The organism is Micromonospora sp. WMMC250 (assembly GCF_027460215.1).
GTDB classification, from domain to species: domain Bacteria; phylum Actinomycetota; class Actinomycetes; order Mycobacteriales; family Micromonosporaceae; genus Micromonospora; species Micromonospora taraxaci.
On the sequence record NZ_JAPZBJ010000002.1, the window covers coordinates 4,675,090 to 4,690,706 of the forward strand.

Below are 15,617 nucleotides of genomic sequence, written 5' to 3' on the forward strand. Positions count from 1 at the left end.
AGCGCCGGGTTACCCACCGGCTTCGCTGCGGAGAGGTCGGTCAGACCATACCGCGATAACCTGGATGCCTCGGAAGCTGGCCCGGATCGATCCCCGAGGCATCAACAGCCGACTTTCCCCCGCCTCGATCAGCGACACTGCCCTTTGGTCGCGACGGGGCACACAAGAGATCATGCTCCTGATAGTGTGCTCGATATGCACCCCTCCTCGGAAACAGCCAGTAATAGGAAGTCCAGCAACAGGCGTCATATCGCGAGGTTCCTGGTAGCGGCAGCCATGGTCAGCGCCGGCACTTTCGCCGTAGCGTCTCCCGCAGCAGCGGAGGAGGCCTATGGCGCGTGCCCGAGCAGGTATTTCGTTGACGACACCCAACTCTGGTGGTACCTGACGGAGCTTCGGCGCGGGATACCGCCGAACGAAAACAATCGCTACATCTACGGGGAATACAACAACCCGCGTAACAGCAGCGTCCAAAAGAGGTTGTGCGGTCCGGCCTGATGCCATTCGGCGGCTGATAGGCGGCGCCCTTTCGGTTTCGAAAAGGCGCCGCCTATATCATTCATGCCTGTGTGATACGCACCTCGTCAACAGCCGCCTCCACCAGGCTGGCTCCGGACACGTCCGCCGCCTCGACGAGGATGCGGACCGACTGGCCGGCGTACGGGCTGAGGTTGAGGTTCGCGACAGCCCAACTTCCGTTGCGGTTGGTGGCCGCGCCGGCCTGGGTGAGCAGCGCGGTGGTGCCGCCGTTGTGCACCACGCTCACCCGCAGGTAGTCCGCCGACGAGGCGTTCGAGCCGTGCGCCAGGTACCAGGCCAGTGAGAGCGTCAGCGTGCCGGACGACGGCAGGGTCACCGCCGGGGACCGGGCGCTGGTCACACCGCCGTCGACGTCGTAGTCACCGGCGGCCGACCCGGCGAGCCGGCCGGTGACCAGGTCGTTGGAGCCGGCGTACGGGGTGAGCTGCTTGGCGCCGGAGGACGTGGTCGCCTGGGCGGCACCCCGTTCGAACGCGCCCGCCGTGGCGGTGTCGGTGCCGGACGGGTTGATGGTCCAGCCGGTGGCCGTCTCGAAGGTGTCCGACCAGACAGTGGTGCCACCACCGCCGCCGCAGTACTGCGCCTGCTTGCCGATCGCCCGGTACGGGCAGTCGGCGTACTCGCTGAGCATCAGCACCGCCTCCCGGTTGCGCGAGGTCTGCGCGGGGATCACCTCGTCGGGCGGGTAGAAGCCACCGCCGCCGGACGAGCCGGGATACATCTCGAAGGTGTACGCCCAGATGTTGTGGGTGGCCCACATCCAGTCGATGCTGTCCCCGTCGGTGATGTAGAGGTCGCTGGACTGCTGCGGTGTGTAGCTGTTGGTGGCCGCCATCTGCTGCCCGATGGTGGCGAAGGTGTTGTACTGGTCCGCGCTCATCCCGGTCGCGGTGTTCGCCGTGGTGTAGCCGTACGGCCAGAGCACCAGCTGCGAGTACGTGTGGAAGTCGATGTTCGCCTTGATCTGCTGCACGCCACCGACCACGCGACCGTTGACGAAGTTGCGCAGCGCCTGCGTCTCCGGGGCGGAGAACGCCGACGGACCCCGGTAGGTCTCCGACGAGGTGCTGCCGGACGAGCCGCCGCAGCAACCCCAGTTGTAGGACCAGTTGCGGTTCAGGTCGGTGCCCACGTTGGACGAACCGCTGTTGGGCTGCCGGTTCTTGCGCCAGGACCGGTACGACCCGGTGGCGATGTCGTACTCGCTGCCGTCCGGGTTGACCGTCGGCACGATCCAGATCTCCCGGCTGTTGACGATGTTGGTGATCCGGGAGTCGCTGCCGTAGCTGTCGGTGAAGAGGTTGAGCAGGTAGATCGCCATCTCGACGGTCAGGTGCTCACGGGCGTGCTGCTGGGCGTTGAACAGGATCTCTGGTTCGCTCTCGTCGGTGCCGACGTTGTCGGAGATCTTCACGGCCATCAGGTCGCGGCCCTCGTACGACGAACCGATGCTGATCTTGCGGGCGATCGCCGGATGATCGGCGACGACCTGGTTCACGACGGCCGTCAGTTCCGCGTAGTCGTGGTAGTTGGAGTCGGCGGGCGGGAAGGCCAGCGTGCCGACCTCACCGGCGCCGCGCTCGGCGTTGGGCGGCGGTGCCAGGGGTTCCAGCCGGAAGCCGAGCTTGCCGATCGCGGCGGCCTCGGCGGCGGTGGCCGAGATGTGCAGCACACCGTGCTCGGAGTAGTCGATGGCGGCACCGGTGCGGGCCACCGCGTTGCGGTCGGCGAGGGTCCGGGGCCCGAGCACCCGGTAGCTGGCGGACGCCGACTCGGCGCTCCGGTCCGGTGCCGGTCGGGCGGCGACCGGACCGGCGGCGACGGTGACGATTCCCAGCCCGGTGACGACGGCGAGCACCAGGACGCGGCGGAGAGGGATGGGCGTGCGGAGGGCCATGGACTACCTCCTCGATGGGCGGGAGATCCCGCTCGGTGAAGGACACTTCACCACCTGTCACATGGTCATATCAATATCGTTCGCTGTCTTGTGCATCCCGAGCCGATCATCTCGGCGGCAATGATTTTCTAGCCGAGAACATCTGGCGAAACTTCTCTCCAAGCGGAAAACTGACCAGCGACGATGCCCCTCTCGACACCGCGGAGCACCCATGGCCAGACCCCGCCGGTACGCGGCCGCCCTCGCCGGCGTCACCGCGCTCGCCCTGCTCGCCACCGTCGCGCCCGCGGCGGCGGCCCGCCCACCCGCCGTCAACCACGACGAACAGATCACCTTCCAGGACTGGTCCGGGCCCGCCGACTGGCACCGGGGCGACCGGTCCGGCACCCGCGTCGTGCCCGGTGCCCGAGCGGGTCTCACGCTGGCCCACCCGACCGGCACGACGGAGTACGCCGACCCGCACACCGGCGTCACACGCACCTGGGAGTACGGCACCTGGACCTCACCGGTGACCCGGATCGGGTTCGACGCCACCGAGCTGATCGCCTCGTGGAACGCGGAGACCCCCGCCGGCACCTGGATCCAGGTGGAGATGCAGGGCAGCTACACCAGCGGTGACCAGACCCCGTGGTACGTCATGGGTCGCTGGGCGTCCGGCGACACCGACATCAGGCGGACCAGTGTCGAGCGGCAGGGCGACCCCTGGTCGACGATCTGGACCGACACCTTCAGCATCGACGACGCCACCGCCGGGGTGCTGCTGCGGTCGTACCAACTGCGGCTGACCCTCTACCGGGCACCCGGGCAGACCGCCGCGCCGGTGGTCCGGATGCTCGGCGCGATGAGCTCCACGGTGCCGGACCGGTTCACCGTGACGCCGAGCGCCGGGCACATCGCCTGGGGCGTCGAGTTGCCCGTGCCGCGCTACTCGCAGAACGTGCACGCCGGGCACTACCCCGAGTACGACGGCGGCGGCGAGGCGTGGTGCTCACCGACCTCCACCGAGATGGTGGTCGAGTACTGGGGTCGCAAGCCGTCGGCGGCCGACACCTCCTGGGTGGACCCGACCTACCCCGACCCGACGGTCAACCACGCGGCCCGGATGACCTTCGACTACGCGTACGACGGCGCCGGCAACTGGCCGTTCAACACCGCGTACGCGGCCAGCTTCCCCGGCCTGGAGGGGCGCGTGACCCGACTGCACTCGCTGGACGAGCTGGAACGGTTCATCGCCGCCGGCATCCCCGTCGTGACCAGCCAGTCCTTCCTCGCCAGCGAGCTGGACGGCGCGAACTACGGAACCTCGGGGCACCTCTTCGTGGTGGTCGGCTTCACCGCCGAGGGCGACGTGGTCGTCAACGACCCCGCCTCGTCCAGCAACGATGTGGTGCGCAACGTCTACAAGCGCGCGCAGTTCGAACAGATCTGGCTGCGGACCAAGCGCACCAACGCCAGCGGCAGCGTCTCGGGCGGCTCCGGCGGCGTGGCGTACCTGATCAAGCCGACGTCCAAGCCCTGGCCCAAGGTCCAAGGCTCCACCAACTGGTAACCCACCCCACCCCACCCCCTGCGCCCACGCCCTCTCCGCGGGTGATCAAGAGGTTTGCGTCACGGATCCAGTCTCCGGTGACGCAAACCTCTTGATCAACGGGAAGAGTCGGCGGGCGGGTCGGCGGGGTTCTGGTCCTCGCCGGCCAGGGCCGAACGGAGGCGCTCCTTCTCCGCGCGGCGGCGCTCGGTCGCGTCGGCCATCTCGCCGGCCATCTCGTCCCGCCAGCCGCGCAGCAGGAAGAAGGAGAGCGCGGCGGAGAAGACCAACGCCAGCATCAGCTTCAGGAACACGTTCATGTCGATCAGCCAGAGACCCGCCAGCACGGCGACGAACAGCCCGATCCGGCCCAGCGTGTACTTGAGCGCGGCGCTCACCAGCACCACTCCGTTCTCTCCGTCGCCCGCCGGTGCCGGCGGACGGTTCGATCCGCCCGGTGGGCGGTAGCGGTCAGCCGGTCCGGCGGGCCAGCCAGCGGACGCCCGGGAACCAGACCACCGCGTACGCCACTGTGAACGCCGCCGCCGCCAACACACCGGAGAGCAGCGGCGGCAACCCCGCGCCCAACCCGGCGATCAGCAGCCCGGCGAACACGCCCACGGCCGCGGCGACGACCGCCGCCAGCACCCGGGCCGCACCGAACTCCCAGGCCCGGAAGTCGTCCCAGAACAGCCACGCCGGCAGGATCACCGCGAGCCAGCCGTTGGTGTGCCCGAAGTCACCGGCGCCGACCGAGGCGAACGCCCAGTCGAACAACACCAACGCCAACGCGCCGATGACGACCCCGGCCAGGCACACCCCGAGCAGGTCGCCGAGGGTGGCGACCCGCCCCTCGGCGTCCCGGCGGGGAAACCCGCTCTGCTGCTCGGAACCGCTCTTCTCGGCCATCGACTGCGAGGGTACGTGGTGACTCAGGCCCAGACCTGCTGCGGCTCGGCGCGCCGCTGCGCCAGCGACGGGGCCCTGTCGTACTCCCGGACCACGTTGTAGCGGGTGTCCCGCTCGACCGGCTGGAAACCGGCGTCCCAGATCAGGTGCAGCAGGTCCTCGCGGTGCATGGTGTTCGGGGTGCCGTACGAGTCGGCGTCGTGCGTGATCTTGTATTCGACGACCGAGCCGTCCAGGTCGTCCACGCCGAAGTTCAGCGAGAGCTGGGCGACCGACAGCCCGTGCATCACCCAGAAGTTCTTCAGGTGCGGCACGTTGTCGAAGAGCAACCGGGAGACGGCGAACGTCTTCAGCGACTCGGCCGGCGACGCCATCGTCGTCCGCGCCTGGATCCGGTTACGGATCTTGCCGTCCGCCGAGTCGACGAAGTCGTGCTGGTAGCGCAGCGGGATGAAGACCGCGAAGCCACCGGTCTCGTCCTGGAGCTCACGCAACCGCAGCACGTGGTCGACCCGGTGCCGGGGCTCCTCGATGTGGCCGTACAGCATCGTCGCCGGGGTCTTCATGCCCTTGCTGTGCGCCAGGGCGTGGATGCGCGACCAGTCCTCCCAGTGGCAGGCGTGGTCGACGATGTGCTGGCGGACCTCCCAGTCGAAGATCTCCGCGCCACCACCGGTCAGCGACTCCAGGCCGGCGTCCATCAGCTCGTCGAGGATCTCGTCGGCGCTCAGACCGCTGATCTTCTCGAACCACTGCACCTCGGTCGCCGTGAAGCACTTGAGCTTGACGTTCGGCAGCGCCGCCTTCAGCTCGCGCAGCACCTTCGGGTAGTAGCGCCAGGGCAGCGTCGGGTGCAGGCCGTTGACGATGTGCAACTCGGTGAGCTGCTCGTCCTCCATCTCCTTGGCCTTGCGGACCGCCTCGTCGATGCGCATCGTGTACGCGTCCTTCTCGCCCGGCTTGCGCTGGAACGAGCAGTACGCACAGGACGCCGAGCAGACGTTGGTCAGGTTGAGGTGCCGGTTGACGTTGAACATCACCCGCTCACCGTTCAGCTCGGTGCGCTTGTGGTGCGCCAGCCGCCCCAACCAGGTCAGGTCGTCACTCTCGTAGAGGGCGACCCCGTCCTCCCGGGTCAGCCGCTCACCGGCGTACACCTTCGCTTCGAGCTCACGCTTGAGTCCGGCGTCCATGGCACGTCCCTTCCACCTGCGGTCCCGGTCGAGCGTACGTCGGGACGCCGACCGCTTCGGCGGCACGGTCGCCGGCAGCGACCCACTTCACCGAACTCTCAGCCTCCCGTAACCCGCCCACGCATCGACAAGGTTGGCGAGGTGCGGTAGTAACAAGGTGGGGCGGAACACACACACTGGTACCGTCCCGGCGGCCGCGCCCACCGTGCGCGGCGAAGAGCAGCGGGACGAGGAGCGGCATGATCTACAGCGGGCGCGGGCGACGGCAGCGACGACGGAGCCCGGTGATCTCGCCGGTGCTGCGTCCGAAGCTCTGGGCCGCCCTGCTCGGCGCGATCGCCGCCGCTGTGCTGTCCACCCCCGCGTACGCCGAGCCCGGACTGCCCACGACGGTGCCCGACACCGGCGCCCGGCCTCCGGCGATCGGCACTGTCCAACTGCCCGGCGGCCCACCCGTCTCCGGCGTCCCGGCGCCGCCGGTGGCCACCATCGGCGCCGGTCCGCTGGCCGCGCAGATCTATGCCGGCGAAGCCCAGGTCGGCACACTCGGCGAAGCGCTCCTGACGATCAAGCAGAAGCAGTCCACCGCGAAAGCCCAGGTGGAGTCTGCCGCCAAGGTGCTCGCGAGCGCACAGGACGCCCTGCTCCGGGCTCAGCAGGAAGCCGACGCGGCCGCCGCCGACGCCGTCAAGGCAGCCGCCGCGCTGCCGCCCGGCGACCTCGCTCAGGACATCCGGGAGCTGAGCCGCCTCCAACAGATCACCAGGGGCGAGAAGGTCGACGGCGGCACCACGGGCGTGGCCGGTGGGTTGTCCCGGGCCCGCGCGAGTGAGCAGGAGGCGTACCAGAAGCACGCCGAAGCCAAGAACCAGCTCGCCGCCGCCGACGCGGAGTTCACCGCCGGCGAGGGCGCGCTGCGCACGGCCGAGGCGAGCCTGCTCAAGCTGCGCCGCGACAACGCGACCCAACTGATCGAGATCGAACGTCAGCAGGAGGCCGCCGAGCAGCAGTACGGCACCGGCTACGTCGCCAACCAGAGCATCAGCGGCATGGCCGCGCACCCCCGGGCCCTAGCCGCGGTCCGCTACGCGCTCGCCCAGCTCGGTGACCCGTACAAGTGGTCCGAGGAGGGGCCGGACCAGTTCGACTGCTCCGGTCTGATGTGGGCCGCGTACCGGTCTCCCGGCGCCGACTACTTCGACCTGCCCCGGGTCGCCCGTGACCAGTACGCCGCCACCAGGGGGCGGACCGTGCCGCAGAGCGCGCTACTCCCCGGCGATCTGCTCTTCTTCGCCTCCGGCAGCAGTTGGACGACCATCCACCACGTCGGCATGTACATCGGCAACGGCAAGATGGTGCAGGCACCCACCACCGGCGACGTCGTCAAGATCTCGGTCGTCCGCTGGACCCGGCTGTACGCCGCGACCCGGGTGATCGGCGCGGTGCCGGCACCGATCGTGTCGGTGCCGACCCCGCCGGTCACGACGCCCACCCCGACGCCGACGAAGTCCGCGACGCCGACGCCGACGCCCACCAAGTCCGCCACCCCGACGCCCACGCCGACCGGCTCGGCCACGCCGACCCCGACCGGCAGCGCGACGCCCACGCCGACTTCCACGCCGACGCCGACCGAGACCCCCTCGCCGACCACCCCGAGCAACACGCCGACCACGCTGCCCTCGGCGCCCACCAGCGCACCGAACACGACGCCACCGGCGACCACGCCGAAGGCCACCACGAGCGCGACGGGCGGCGACAGCCCGTCGAGCAGCGCCAGCAACGCTGGTTGATCCGCCACGACCCGCTCCGGCTGTCCGCTCGGGAAGATCTGTGGCACGGTGACAACCAGGCACATCCGGCTCGACGTCACGGGTCCGGGTGCGAGCATGGCGCGGAGGGCGGAAATGGCCGAGCAGAGAGATCCGGCGGAGACTGTCGACCCCGTGGTCGACCGAACCGACCCGGCACGGCTCGGCACCGCCGACCCGGTGTCGACCACCGACGCCGACCCGGCCGCCACGGGCGCTGACCAGGGCTCCAGCACCACGGCCACGTCTACGTCCACGTCCGACGGGACCGCGCCCTCGGACAACAGCGCGGCCTCCGACGGCGACCCCGCGCTCTCCGACGGCGACCCCGCAGCCCTCGATGGCAGCTCGGCGGCCTCCGACGGCGGCTCCGCTGACGTCGGCGCCGCTGACGTCGGTGCCGCTGACGTCGGTGCCGCTGACGTCGGTGCCGCTGACGTCGGTGCCGCCGCCGACACCGACGACACGGACACCCCCGCGGCCGCGGCGGACGCTCCCGCCGCCGACACTGGCACTCCCGCCGCCGGCGCGGACTCCCTCGCCGGCACGAACACTCCCGCCAAGGCCGTGGGGAAGGCCACGGCGGCCGTGGCCGTCGCGCACACCACGCCTGTTGATGCCATCCCGGAGCAGCCCGCCGCGCCGGTACGGGCCCGCGCCAGCGTCGCGACCGCCGGGGCGTCCCGCAGCGACCTGCCGGCCGGCGCACCGGTCACCGCCACCACCTACCGCGCGACCGGCTCGGCCGACGCTCCGGTGCCCGGGCAGCGCAACGACTCGACCGCTCCGGCCCGGGCCAGCGCCACCGTTCCCACCAGCAGCCGGGTCACTGCCGGTGCGATCGGCACGCCGGATCCCCGGGGAAGCACGCCAACCGTCTACGGAGCCGGGCCGGTGAGCACCGAGCCGCCCGAGCCGGCGCAACCGCCGCAGCCCGCCCAGCCTCCGGAGCCGTCGACTCCGGAGCCGAGGCCGGAGCCCACGCCGCCGGGCCCTGGGCCGGCCCAGCCCGCACCACCCGAGCCGGAACCCGCGCCGGCCCCGGGTCCGTACCCACCCGGCCCGATGCCGACGCCGCAGCCCCGACCCACGCCGCAGCCCGGTCCGGTCCCGCCCGTTCCGGGTCCGCCCGTACCGCCGCCCTCGCCGGTGCCGCCAGTGCCGGGTCCGCCGGTGCCGCCCGTCCCGGGCCCGCCCGTTCCACCACCCGTACCGCCGGTGCCCGCCCCGCCCGGTCCGATGCCGGCGCCGCCGTTTCCACCGCCGCCCGCGGTGATCGACACGCCCGGTGTACGCGCCACCGCACCGGTCTCCGCACCGCCGGCCGGATGGTCGGCCGCCGTCGGGACGACCCGCCCGACGTCGGGCGGCGGGTGGGCCGAGGCACCCGTCTCCGCGCCGCCGGTGGTGCCCGCCCCCGCGCTGCCCAGTTGGCCGCCGTCCAGCGTCGGCACTCCCCCCTCGCCGGCAAGCGGCTCCGGAAACTCCCGGCCGACCGGGCCGACCGGGCCGACCGGGCCGACCGGGCCGACCGGGCCGACGGTCACCTCCGGACCGACTGCGGCAGGTGCTCGTGACGGGCGACGCGGCGGTGGCTCCGACCTGGCCGGCACCGTCTACGGCAGCGGTGAGGGGCCGGGTTTCGCCACGATCGCGATGCCCACCAACGCGGTGGAGACGTCCGGCTCGCTGACCGGTCACATCCTGGCCCAGGGCTGGGCGGACGGCCCGGCCGAGCGCTCCCGCAACGCCCGGGTGGTGATCGTTCTCGCCGCCGCCCTGGGGCTGCTGGTCGCGATCAGCGTCATGATCGTCCTGCTTGCCGGTGACGCGCTGGACGGCCTGGTGGGCGGCGTGCTCAACGGGTGAGCCGTCGAGGGGACGCGATGGTGAGTCCGCCCACTACGGTCGGGCAACCGGCTGGCGGGTTCGCCGGACCGCCGTACACTGGCTTAGATCACTGACCCGGCGCGCGTGGTGCGCGCCCCTGGGCGATCTTGCGGGCGATCCGGCGGCACAGCCGCGGCAGGCCATCGCGAAGATGCGCCCCGCTCGAAAGGCTTTTGTTGACCACCTCTGCTGACTCCAGCACCGTCACGTCCGTTTTCGACCCCACTCCGGCGGCCGACACCGCCGAATCCATCGACTTCGCCGCGCTCGGCCTCCCCGAGCCGCTGGTTCGCGCGTTGGCGCGGCAGGGCATCACCAGCCCGTTCGAGATCCAGCGGGCCACCGTTCCGGACGCGCTCGCCGGCCGGGACGTGCTGGGCCGTGGACAGACCGGTTCGGGCAAGACCCTGGCCTTCGGTCTGCCGCTCCTGGCCCGGGTCGCCGCCGCCAAGCCGGCCCGCCCGATGCGCCCGCGCGCCCTCGTCCTGGTCCCGACCCGGGAGTTGGCCATGCAGGTCAACGACGCGCTGTTGCCGCTGGGCAAGGCACTCAACGTGTTCCTGAAGACCGCCGTCGGCGGTGTCCCGTACGACCGTCAGATCGACGCGCTCCGGCGCGGCGTGGAGATCATCGTGGCCACCCCCGGCCGGCTCGGCGACCTCATCGAGCGGGGCATCTGCCAGCTCGACGACGTCGAGGTCACGGTGCTCGACGAGGCCGACCAGATGGCCGACATGGGCTTCCTGCCCGAGGTGACCGAACTGCTGGCGAAGACGCCCGCGAACGGTCAGCGGCTGCTCTTCTCGGCCACCCTGGACGGTGACGTCGACGCGTTGGTCAAGCGGTTCATGAACGACCCGGTGACCCACTCCACGGCGCCCTCCACCGCTTCGGTGTCCACCATGGACCACCACATGCTCCTGATCCCGCCGCACGAGAAGTTCCCGGTGGCGGCCTCGATCGCCGCCCGCGACGGCCGGACGATGGTCTTCGCCCGTACGCAGCTCGGGGTGGACCGGCTGGTCGAGCAACTCGCCGCAGTGGGCGTACGCGCCGGTGGTCTGCACGGCGGCAAGACCCAGCGGATGCGCACCAAGACCCTCGCGGAGTTCCGGGAGGGCCGGATGAACGTGCTGGTCGCCACGGACGTGGCGGCTCGGGGCATCCACGTCGACGGGGTCACCCTGGTGCTGCACGTCGACCCGCCGAAGGACCCGAAGGACTACCTGCACCGGGCCGGGCGCACCGCTCGGGCGGGCGAGTCCGGCGCGGTCGCCACGCTGGTGCTGCCCAAGCAGCGCCGGACCACGCTGGCGATGATGGAGAAGGCCGGTGTCGCGCCGGCCGAGACCCGGGTCCGGGTCGGCGACGAGGCGTTGGCCGAGTTGGTCGGCGCGCGGGAGCCCAGCGGTGTCCCGGTTCGCGTCGAGGCGGAGCCGCGCGGCTACGGCGACCGTTCCGGCGGCCCGCGCCGGTTCGGCGACCGCCCGCAGGGCGAGCGCCGCTACGGCGACCGGCCCAGCGGTGAGCGCCGCTACGGCGACCGACCGACCGGTGAGCGCCGCTACGGCGACCGACCGACCGGCGACCGGGGCTACAGCGACCGGCCGCAGGGCGAGCGTCGGTTCAGCGACCGGCCGCAGGGCGAGCGTCGGTTCAGCGACCGACCGCAGGGCGACCGGCAGTACGGCGACCGTCCGCAGGGCGAGCGGCGTTACGGTGACCGGCCTGCCGGCGATCGGGGCTACGGTGACCGGCCGGCTGGCGAGCGGCGGTACGCCGATCGGGACTCCCGGGGCTACGGCGACCGTCCGCAGGGCGAGCGTCGGTTCGAGGACCGGCCGCGGTTCGGTGACCGGGACGGTCGGGGCGACCGGCCGCAGGGCGAGCGGCGCTTCGGTGACCGGGATTCTCGGGGTGGTTTCCGCCCGGAGAGCCGTGGTCGGGATGACCGTCCCCGCGAGGACCGGACCCGCGACGACCGTCCGCGCGACGACCGGCGGGGTTTCGGCGGGCGACCGCCGGCGCGTACCCATTGATCCTCTGATCCACTGAACGCCGTCGCGGAGCAGATGCTTCGCGGCGGCGTTCGCGCATGCCCTGCCGAGGCACGCTGTGTCGCGTAACGTCCGGCTCATGCCGACCATGCCGCAGTCAATCTTCTGGTCCCGGACGGACACCGCCGGCAGCGAGCAGGTCCTCTTCGACGACAGCCGCGGCTTGGCGGCCCGGGGCACCCTGCTCGCCGTGGATCCGATCCCCTGGACCGCCCGCTACCAGCTGACCGCCGCACCGGACTGGTCCACGACCCGGGTCGAGGTCGAGGTCGAAGGGCTGGGCTGGCAGCGCAGGGTGACCCTGGATCGGGCGACGGACCGGTGGCGGGTGACCACCGCGGAACAGGGCGACCTGGACCGGGCCCTGGTCGACGCCGGTCATCCCCGGGCCGGCCTGCCGGGCACCGACGACCCGGACCGGCTGGCCGACGCGCTCGACGTCGACCTGAGCGGCTCCCCGCTGTTCAACACCCTGCCGGTCCACCGGCTCGGGCTGGCCGCCGAGCCGGCCGACATCGCCCACCGGATCACCGTCGCCTGGGTGCTGCTGCCCGGCCTGGAGGTGGTGCCGGCCGAGCAGATCTACACCGGGCTCGGGCCGGGCCGGGTGCGCTTCGCCAGCGGCACCTTCACCGCCGACATCGACCTTGACGACAACGGCTACGTGGTGCGCTATCCCGGGCTGGCGGAGCGGATCGACCCGCGCTGAGCAGGTGCCCAGCCGGGCCAGGCCCAGCGGAACGGAGCGGTTCAGCCGGGCCAGGTGCCGCTGGTCAGGAAGCGTTCGACAGTGGCCAGGTGCGGCGTCAGGTCGAGGCCCTGGGCGGCCACCCAGTCGTCGGAGTAATAGGTGTCGGCGTACCGGTCACCCGGGTCGCAGATCAGGGTGACCACCGAGCCGGTCCGGCCCTCGGCGAGCATCCCGGCGATCAGGCCGAACGCGCCCCACAGGTTGGTGCCGGTGGAGCCGCCCACGCGTCGACCGAGCACGGCCGAGCCGGCACGCATGGCGGCCAGTGACGCCGCGTCCGGCACCTGGACCATCCGGTCCACCACCGAGGGCAGGAACGAGGCCTCCACCGTCGGACGGCCGATCCCCTCGATCCGGGAGCCCTTCCCGGTACGCACCGACCAGTCGGCGGCCAACCAGGCCGGGTAGAACGCCGAGTTCTCCGGGTCGACCACGCAGAGTTTGGTGGCGAGTCGGCGGTACCGGGCGTACCGGCCGATGGTCGCGCTGGTGCCTCCGGTGCCGGCGCCCACCACGACCCAGGCGGGGATCGGGTGCCGTTCCAGTTCGAGCTGGGCGTAGATCGACTCGGCGATGTTGTTGTTGCCCCGCCAGTCGGTCGCCCGCTCGGCGTAGGTGAACTGGTCCATGAAGTGCCCGGCGGAGTCCTCGGCCAGCCAACGGGCCTCGACCACCACGCTTGCGGGGTCGTCCACCAGGTGGCACCGGCCGCCCTGGAACTCGATCTGCGCGATCTTCTCGGGTGAGGTGGAGGCGGGCATCACCGCGATGAAGGGCAACCCGAGCATCCGGGCGAAGTACGCCTCGGAGACCGCCGTGGAGCCCGACGACGCCTCGACGATGGTGGTACGCGGCCCGATCCAGCCGTTGCAGAGCCCGTAGAGGAACAGCGAGCGGGCCAGCCGGTGCTTCAGCGAGCCGGTGGGATGTGACGACTCGTCTTTGAGGTAGAGGTCGATCCCCCAGGTACGGGGTAGCGGAAACGGCAGCAGGTGGGTGTCGGCCGAGCGGTTCGCGTCCGCCTCGACGGCGGCGATCGCCTCCGTCACCCAGGTTCGGCTGGCCTCGTCGCACCGGTCGAGATGAGTCACGCCGGAAACGTAGCAAGCAGTCCCACCGGTGGTCAGCGCCGGTAGGGGCGGGTGCTCCGGCGGTGTTGCCGGCGCTGGCCGGCGCGGCCGGCGGCCTGGACCAGCGGGGTCAGCGCGACGGCCAGCCGGGGTAGGGCGTCCAGCAGGCGCACCTGCGCTCCCCGCCACCGGGGCAGGCTGACCACCGGACGGGGTCGGTGGGCCAACCGGACCGCCCGGGCGGCCACCTGCTGCGCGGTCAACATCGAACCGGTGAACGACGCCACCGCGCCCGGGTCGTCCAGCCGGTCGTGCAGCATCGGCGTCCAGATGCCGTCCGGGCAGAGGCAGGAGACGTGCACCCGGCGGTAGCCCGCGATCCGCAGATCGGACAGGGTGCCGAGGCTGAACGCCAGCAGGGCGTGCTTGCTGGCCGCGTACACCGTCTCGCCGGGCGCGGCGATCAGCCCGGCCAGCGAGACGACGTTGAGCACGTGGCCGTGGCCCTGCCGGCGCATCACGGCCAGCGCGGCGAGGGTGCCGTTCATGGCGCCGAGGGTGTTGACGTCGAACATCCGGCGGCGGGTCGGCTCGTCGTGCTCCCACGACGGGCCGGTGGTGAGGACGCCGGCGTTGTTGACCCAGAGCGCGAGGTCGCCCCGGTCCGTGGCGCTCGCGGCGACGGCGGCGCAGGAGTCCTCGTCCCGGACGTCCAGGGCCGCCCACCAACCCCCGAGGGGCGCTGCGGCGACGGCCACCGCCGCCGGGTCGAGGTCGGTGAGGAGCACCGACCAGCCGTCGGCGTGCAGCGCGGTGGCGATGGCGTGGCCGAGGCCGCCGGCAGCGCCGGTCACCACTGCCACGCGACGTCCCGGCGGGGTCATCGGCGCACGCTACCGCCGTCCGACCCGGCGGCACCAGGGGTACGCGGCGGTCAGGTCGCGGGCGGGCCGACCGGCTGCGGGCGGTTCTCCCACTTGGTGGACAGCGCGATGGCGGTACGGGTGGAGGCCACCCCCGGGGTCCGGTTCAATCGCACGATCAACTGCTCCAGTTCGGCGATCGTGCCGACCCGGGCCTTGAGCAGGAACGACTCGACACCGGCCATGAAGTAGCAGGACTCGATCTCGGGCAGCACCCGCAGCGACTCGAGCATGTCGTCGGAGTCGGCGCCGGAGTCCTCGACGATGCCGATCAGCGCGGTGACACCCAGCCCGATCGACTCCGGGGCCACATCAGCGCGGTAGCCCCGAACGACGCCGCTGCTCTCCAACTTGCCGACCCGTTCGTGCACCGCCGGGGCCGAGAGGCCCACCTGTCGGGCCAGCTCGGCGTACGAGAGACGGGCGTTGCCGCGCAGCAGGTCGACGAGGTTCAGGTCGATGGCGTCCACAGAGAGTGACCCTAGCCGCTGAGGCATAACGTGCGGGCTTCGGCATCCGTTGGACTGAGTGGTGAGTCACTGTTGATAAACCGCCGTGAAGGCGGAGGTCGCACAAGTACCATTACTAACTCCTCACTCAGTGCATTTTTCGCGTTTGGGCGGACAGGTCATGTCCGCGGTGCTGTAATTGCCATACGTCCCTCATGACGGCTCTGGGCTACGCACCAGCCGGGGGCAGTGTGTTCAGCCGGGGGCTTCGTCGACGCGAGGAGGGGGCTGTGGACACTGGAGATCGCCTGCTGACACCGGGTGAGGTCGCCGCGCTGTTTCGGGTAGACCCGAAAACTGTGACGAGATGGGCGGCGGCCGGCCGGATAGGAAGCATCCGGACTCCAGGCGGGCATCGCCGGTTTCGGGAATCCGAGGTGCGGGCCCTGCTTGAGGGGGAGGGCATGCTGGACGAGGTGGATGAGGTCGGAAAGCCACGCAATGTGGGGCCGGCCGCATCCACGGGGCCGGGTCCGGCCAACGCCGGCATGTACTGAACTGGTGCGGACATCGCTACGCGGACCGGACTTCGGCCCGGTCCG

The 15,617-nt window shown here is 71.5% G+C and carries 13 protein-coding genes; 6 read left to right on the forward strand and 7 right to left on the reverse strand.

Going from position 1 to position 15,617, the window contains the following annotated elements:
- Nucleotides 1-559: 559 nt before the first annotated feature.
- Nucleotides 560-2,437, reverse strand: coding sequence for a M14 family metallopeptidase (locus O3438_RS20955; protein ID WP_269681532.1), 1,878 nt, complete (start codon nucleotides 2,435-2,437; stop codon nucleotides 560-562).
- Nucleotides 2,438-2,648: 211 nt separating this feature from the next.
- Here O3438_RS20955 and O3438_RS20960 point away from each other — a divergent pair, with 211 nt between their 5' ends.
- Nucleotides 2,649-3,986, forward strand: coding sequence for a C39 family peptidase (locus O3438_RS20960; RefSeq protein ID WP_269681533.1), 1,338 nt, complete (start codon nucleotides 2,649-2,651; stop codon nucleotides 3,984-3,986).
- A gap of 95 nt (nucleotides 3,987-4,081) precedes the next feature.
- Here the strand turns inward: O3438_RS20960 and O3438_RS20965 are convergent, their stop codons facing one another.
- The 3 genes from O3438_RS20965 to mqnE all read right to left on the reverse strand — a co-directional run bounded on the left by O3438_RS20965 (nucleotide 4,082) and on the right by mqnE (nucleotide 6,067).
- Nucleotides 4,082-4,363, reverse strand: coding sequence for a DUF4229 domain-containing protein (locus tag O3438_RS20965; protein WP_145785891.1), 282 nt, complete (start codon nucleotides 4,361-4,363; stop codon nucleotides 4,082-4,084).
- 73 nt (nucleotides 4,364-4,436) lie between these two features.
- Nucleotides 4,437-4,874, reverse strand: coding sequence for a hypothetical protein (locus O3438_RS20970; RefSeq protein WP_269681534.1), 438 nt, complete (start codon nucleotides 4,872-4,874; stop codon nucleotides 4,437-4,439).
- Nucleotides 4,875-4,897: 23 nt separating this feature from the next.
- Entirely contained in the window at nucleotides 4,898-6,067 is a 1,170-nt protein-coding gene (mqnE, locus tag O3438_RS20975; RefSeq protein ID WP_269681535.1) for an aminofutalosine synthase MqnE, read from the reverse strand.
- A 239-nt stretch (nucleotides 6,068-6,306) separates the two neighbouring features.
- Here mqnE and O3438_RS20980 point away from each other — a divergent pair, with 239 nt between their 5' ends.
- The 4 genes from O3438_RS20980 (at nucleotide 6,307) to O3438_RS20995 (ending at nucleotide 12,531) form a co-directional block, all read left to right on the forward strand.
- A complete protein-coding gene (locus O3438_RS20980) occupies nucleotides 6,307-7,857 on the forward strand; it encodes a C40 family peptidase (protein ID WP_269681536.1) in 1,551 nt (516 codons plus the stop codon).
- 114 nt (nucleotides 7,858-7,971) lie between these two features.
- A complete protein-coding gene (locus O3438_RS20985; RefSeq protein ID WP_269681537.1) occupies nucleotides 7,972-9,744 on the forward strand; it encodes a hypothetical protein in 1,773 nt (590 codons plus the stop codon).
- A 197-nt stretch (nucleotides 9,745-9,941) separates the two neighbouring features.
- Nucleotides 9,942-11,804: a DEAD/DEAH box helicase gene (locus O3438_RS20990; protein ID WP_269681538.1), complete on the forward strand. Its 1,863-nt coding sequence runs from the start codon at nucleotides 9,942-9,944 to the stop codon at nucleotides 11,802-11,804.
- Between the two features lie 106 nt (nucleotides 11,805-11,910).
- Nucleotides 11,911-12,531: a putative glycolipid-binding domain-containing protein gene (locus O3438_RS20995; RefSeq protein WP_269683705.1), complete on the forward strand. Its 621-nt coding sequence runs from the start codon at nucleotides 11,911-11,913 to the stop codon at nucleotides 12,529-12,531.
- A gap of 41 nt (nucleotides 12,532-12,572) precedes the next feature.
- On the opposite strand, the gene O3438_RS21000 is transcribed toward O3438_RS20995, so the two are convergent.
- Genes O3438_RS21000 through O3438_RS21010 form a run of 3 tightly spaced genes read right to left on the reverse strand, consistent with a single transcriptional unit; the run spans nucleotide 12,573 to nucleotide 15,036 of the window.
- Nucleotides 12,573-13,664, reverse strand: coding sequence for a PLP-dependent cysteine synthase family protein (locus O3438_RS21000; protein WP_269681539.1), 1,092 nt, complete (start codon nucleotides 13,662-13,664; stop codon nucleotides 12,573-12,575).
- Nucleotides 13,665-13,696: 32 nt separating this feature from the next.
- On the reverse strand, nucleotides 13,697-14,527 hold the full coding sequence (locus O3438_RS21005; RefSeq protein ID WP_269681540.1) for an SDR family NAD(P)-dependent oxidoreductase: 831 nt from the start codon (nucleotides 14,525-14,527) through the stop codon (nucleotides 13,697-13,699).
- A gap of 50 nt (nucleotides 14,528-14,577) precedes the next feature.
- Complete coding sequence (locus O3438_RS21010; protein WP_145785884.1) at nucleotides 14,578-15,036, reverse strand: Lrp/AsnC family transcriptional regulator; 459 nt, start codon at nucleotides 15,034-15,036, stop codon at nucleotides 14,578-14,580.
- A 269-nt stretch (nucleotides 15,037-15,305) separates the two neighbouring features.
- Here O3438_RS21010 and O3438_RS21015 point away from each other — a divergent pair, with 269 nt between their 5' ends.
- The gene (locus O3438_RS21015; RefSeq protein WP_007454516.1) at nucleotides 15,306-15,572 is read left to right on the forward strand and encodes a BldC family transcriptional regulator; all 267 of its coding nucleotides are present in this window, start codon (nucleotides 15,306-15,308) and stop codon (nucleotides 15,570-15,572) included.
- The last annotated feature ends 45 nt before the right edge of the window (nucleotides 15,573-15,617 follow it).